This is a genomic window from Helicobacter bizzozeronii (genome assembly GCF_900196775.1).
GTDB lineage: Bacteria > Campylobacterota > Campylobacteria > Campylobacterales > Helicobacteraceae > Helicobacter > Helicobacter bizzozeronii.
Genome location: NZ_FZLB01000118.1, coordinates 1 through 4,362, shown reverse-complemented (window position 1 = coordinate 4,362; position 4,362 = coordinate 1). Strand labels below are relative to the sequence as shown.

Annotated in this window: 4 protein-coding genes and 1 pseudogene; 4 read left to right on the top strand and 1 reads right to left on the bottom strand. The window is 47.5% G+C overall.

Annotated features, from left to right (window positions below; genetic code table 11):
• Positions 1 to 295, bottom strand: a 295-nt coding sequence (gene secG / locus C5684_RS08990; protein ID WP_104640093.1) for a preprotein translocase subunit SecG, incomplete at its 3' end; no start/stop codon positions are given.
• A gap of 77 nt (positions 296 to 372) precedes the next feature.
• Here secG and C5684_RS08985 point away from each other — a divergent pair.
• From C5684_RS08985 to C5684_RS08970, 4 genes and pseudogenes are all read left to right on the top strand, one after another.
• Positions 373 to 1,080, top strand: coding sequence for a methyltransferase domain-containing protein (locus tag C5684_RS08985; RefSeq protein WP_104640092.1), 708 nt, complete (start codon positions 373 to 375; stop codon positions 1,078 to 1,080).
• Positions 1,077 to 2,057 (top strand): tryptophan--tRNA ligase, encoded by a 981-nt coding sequence (gene trpS, locus C5684_RS08980; protein ID WP_104640091.1) that lies wholly within the window; start codon positions 1,077 to 1,079, stop codon positions 2,055 to 2,057. The genes C5684_RS08985 and trpS overlap by 4 nt, the downstream gene beginning before the upstream one ends.
• Entirely contained in the window at positions 2,054 to 3,841 is a 1,788-nt protein-coding gene (locus tag C5684_RS08975; protein WP_199764546.1) for an extracellular solute-binding protein, read from the top strand. Before trpS ends, C5684_RS08975 begins: the two co-directional genes overlap by 4 nt.
• Positions 3,841 to 4,248, top strand: a pseudogene (locus C5684_RS08970) (microcin ABC transporter permease); the annotation flags it as partial. The gene C5684_RS08975 and the pseudogene C5684_RS08970, both read left to right, overlap by 1 nt.
• Between the last annotated feature and the right edge of the window lie 114 nt (positions 4,249 to 4,362).

Genomic DNA, 4,362 nt, shown 5'->3' with positions numbered 1-4,362 from the left:
GGTTTTGGGGGACTAGGGGGGTAGCTTTTAGGGGGGAATTTTTGGTGCTATCTAGCACGCTGATATTATATTCTTTGTTGTAAAAATAGCCTAGAGCGATGGTATTTGCCAAAAATAAAAACCCCAAAAACATGGTTAATTTGGCTAAAAAGCTCGCTGGACCCTTAGCCCCAAAAAGCGACTCGTTGCTCCCACTATAAGCCCCTAGCCCGATGCTGGAACTCTTTTGCAACAACACCACCACGACAATAATGACCGCCAAGATAATTTGCAAGACCAAGAACAGACCGCTCAACCTAGAACTCCCAAAGCATGATTAAATGGCTATTTTAGCAAAATTTTATTAAAATTGGGGCTTTAACAAGGGGCGGTATGTGTGGGATCGCGCGCCACTCTTTTAATCGGGTGGCTTCAAGTTATGCCCTTTATTCCAGCGTGCAAAACCAAATCATCGCTAGGCTCTTGGCGGGTTTGGCGGGGTGTTTTTATGCCCGGGTATTGGATTTGGGCTGTGGGAGTGGCAATGTGTTGCAACAATTGCCCCATTTTAAAATCGCTGTGGGGGAGTTTGTGGGCTTGGATCGATCGGCTGAGATGTTGGCACAACACCCTAAGCGCATGGAGGGGGTGGGGCATGTGCGCTTGGTGTGTGGGGATTTTGAAAGCCATTCTTGGGGGGCGTGCGATTTGGGCATTGCTTGTTCGTCCTTGCAATGGGCGCGCGATTTAGCGGGCGTGTGTGGGCATTTGGCGCAAAGTTGCCAGCAAGTGGCTTTGGCAATCCACACCAGTGCGAGTCTGCAAGAAGTGCATGCCTTTTTGGGCACGCATTCGCCCTTAAGGGACAAAGAAGAGGTTTGTAACATTTTAGAACAAAGTTTTAAGGGGTTTGTGAGTCAAATGTGGGTGGAAAATTTTAAGCAAACTTTTAAGAGTCGGGGGGCGTTTTTAGACCAGCTCAAATTAGGGGGGTTGCTAGGTGGGGGCTTGCCCTTTAGCAAGGCGAAAGCCTTGAGGTGCAACGCCCCCTATGAATCTTTAAGCTATGAAGCCGTGTTTTTGGTGGGGGAAAAGCGGTGAAAAAGCGGGTATTTTCAGGGATTCAGCCCACTGGGGGGGTGCATTTGGGCAATTATCTAGGGGCGATCAAGCACTGGGTGGAACTCCAAGATCACTATGAGAATATTTTTTGCATTGTCAATTCCCATGCGATCACCATGCCCCAAGACCCCGCCCTTTTAAAAGAGCAAAGCCTGCAGATGGCGGGCATGTTGCTAGCTTGTGGGATTGATCCCAAACGATCCGCCCTATTCGTGCAAAGCCAAATCAACGAACATGGCGCGCTCACTTGGTTATTAGATTGCGTGGCGGGCATGGGCGAACTTAGCCGCATGACCCAGTTTAAGGACAAAAGCGAAAAGGCGCAGAGTGTGAGCGTGGGGTTGTTTAATTATCCGGTGCTGATGGCAGCTGATATTTTGCTTTACCAAAGCGATGCTGTGCCCGTGGGGGAGGATCAAAAGCAACATTTGGAGCTAGCCCGCAATTTGGCAATCAAGTTTAACCGCGATTTTGGGGAGTGCTTTAAAGTGCCTGAACCCTTGATTGCTAGCAGTGGGGCTAGGGTGATGGGCTTAGATGATCCGTTAGTCAAAATGAGTAAATCCCATAAAGGGGCTTTCCATGCGCTCTTTTTGCTCGATACTCCCGATGTGATTGCCAAAAAGATCAAAAAAGCCACCACCGACTCGCTAGGCACTTTGGTTTTTGACCCCACCCGTCCGGGGATTTATAATTTATTGGGCATTTATAGCATTTTGAGCCAAAAGAGCCCTAACCAAGTCGAGCTAGAATTTGAGGGCAAGGGCTATGGGGTGTTCAAGCAAGCCTTGATTGATCTATTAATCGCCACTCTAGCACCCATTCAAGAAAAATACGCCCAAATCCAAAACGATCCAGCCTATGTGCTGGGTATCTTGCAAAAGGGCTTAGAGCAAGTCAAGCCCATAGCTAAACAAACCTACCAACACGCTAAAAGCTTGATGGGGCTCTTGTGATCGCTTTGTTTTTAACTTTGCTTTTATCGCTAGGTCTGAGCGCCACGCCCTTTATCTCTTTGGGCGAGCCAGCCAAATACCAACATAACTTCACGCATTTTGATTATGCCAACCCCAACGCCCCTAAGGGCGGGACTTTGAGAAACTACGCTTTGGGGACTTTTGATAGCCTCAACCCCTTTGTGTTGAAGGGCACAAAGGCAAGCGGACTAGAGTTGGTCTATGACACCCTCTTAGCCCAAAGTTTGGACGAGCCTTATGCCGAATACGCTTTAATTGCCAATGATATTCAAGTTGATCCACAAAACCGCTTTGTGATCTTTGGGATCGATCCACGTGCCAAATTTAGCGATGGCGTAAAGATCACCGCGCACGATGTCAAATACAGCTTTGATACACTCATGCAAAAGGGGAGCCCGGTTTTTAGGCAATATTATGGGGATGTGCAAGAAGCGGTTGTTTTAGATGATTACCATGTCAAATTCAGCTTTAAAGACACCAAAAATCGCGAATTAGCCTTGATCTTAGGGCAACTCCAAATCATCCCCAAACATTTTTTTGAAAAACATGGCTTTGATAAAGACCCTTTGTTAGTGCCTGTCTCTAGCGGACCCTATGTGGTTGAATCCTTTGTGGTGGGTAAAAAGATCACTTATAAACGCAATAAAGACTATTGGGCGCGTGATTTGCCCCCCCAAAAGGGGCAATACAACTTTGATCGGGTTTCTTTTGACTATTACAAAGATGACTCGGTGGCGTTGCAGGCGTTTTTAAGCGGGGCGTATGATTGGCGTTTTGAGAGCACCGCAAAGGTTTGGGCTAGGGGGTATGTGGGCAAGGGCATTGAGCAGGGCAAGATCATCAAAAAACTTTTCAAACACGCTTTGCCGGGGGGCATGCAGGGTTTTTTTATGAATACCCGCCGGGAGATGTTTAAAAACCCCCGTGTGCGGGAGGCGTTGTTTTATGCCTTTGATTTTGAATGGGCGAATCGCAACCTCTTTTTTTCCCAATACAACCGCACCAAGAGTTATTTTAGTAATTCTGTCTTTGCCTCTAGGGGCTTGCCTGAAGGGCAGGAACTGGCGATTTTGGATCGCTACAAACCAGAATTAGAGGGCTACGACCCACGCATTTTCACTAAACCCTATTTAGTGCCCACCACCAATGGGGCGGACAGATTGGGGAGTAATCGGCGCGAAAACCTCAAATACGCCCAAAAACTCCTAAAGCAAGCCGGTTTTGTGGTGCGTAACAACCAGCTCATCGATCCCAAGACTCAAAAACCCTTTATCTTTAGTATCTTGCTGAATAACCAAGCCTTTGAACGCCTAGCCCTTGCCTATGCCAAAAATCTAAAGGTTTTGGGGATCACCATGCAGATTCAAAAGGTGGATTTGAGCCAATATGCCAACCGGGTTAAAAAGTTTGACTATGACATGATCGTGGGCAATATCGGGCAATCTTTGTTCCCGGGCAACGAACAACGCTATTACTGGGGGAGTGCCAGTGCCAAGCAAAATGGGAGTCGCAACTACGCAGGCATTGCTAACCCCGTCATTGATGATCTGATTTCTCTAGTGATTAGTGCTAAGGATCGCTCCAGCCAAATTGCAGCCGTGCGGGCATTGGATCGCGTGCTGTTGTGGGGGTTTTATGTGATCCCGCATTTCCATTCCTCCAACTTTAGAATCGCCTACTGGAATAAAATTGGCATGCTAGCTAGCCCCCCCTATGGATTCTCGCCCTATTTGTGGTGGGATCGAGAGCTTAAAGGTCCTTGATGTTTGCCTATATCCTCAAACGCTTATTGCTCATCATCCCCACTTTATGGGGTATTATCACGCTCAATTTTTTCATTATCCAAAGTGCGCCGGGCGGGCCAGTCGAGCAGATGATGGCTAAGATCAGCAATGCCAGCAACCAAGAGAGCAACAACACCTCGTTAAAACAGGTCAATGAGAGTGCCTACAAGGGCGCACAAGGGCTAGATAGCGCGCTGTATGCCGAGCTCACTAAACTTTATGGCTTTGATCAACCCTTGTGGGAACGCTATGTTACTATGCTCAAAAAATACCTCTTGTTTGACTTTGGGCAGAGTTTTTACCGCCAAATCAGCGTGATTGACTTGATTAAAGAAAAATTGCCCGTTTCCATCTCTCTAGGCTTTTTCAGCACGCTGCTAATTTACCAGCCACGCCGTAAAGCCCCTAGCTTTAGCTATGGGGATATAAGGCTAGCACCAGCATGGCTGTGCTAATATTTGTGTTGCAATCAAGGGGTAATACCCTTGGGGTTGGGGCAT

Bases quoted from the DNA above. Each gene is read 5' to 3' on its own strand.
- C5684_RS08985 (WP_104640092.1), top strand. From the start codon at position 373: ATGTGTGGGATCGCGCGCCACTCTTTTAATCGGGTGGCTTCAAGTTAT.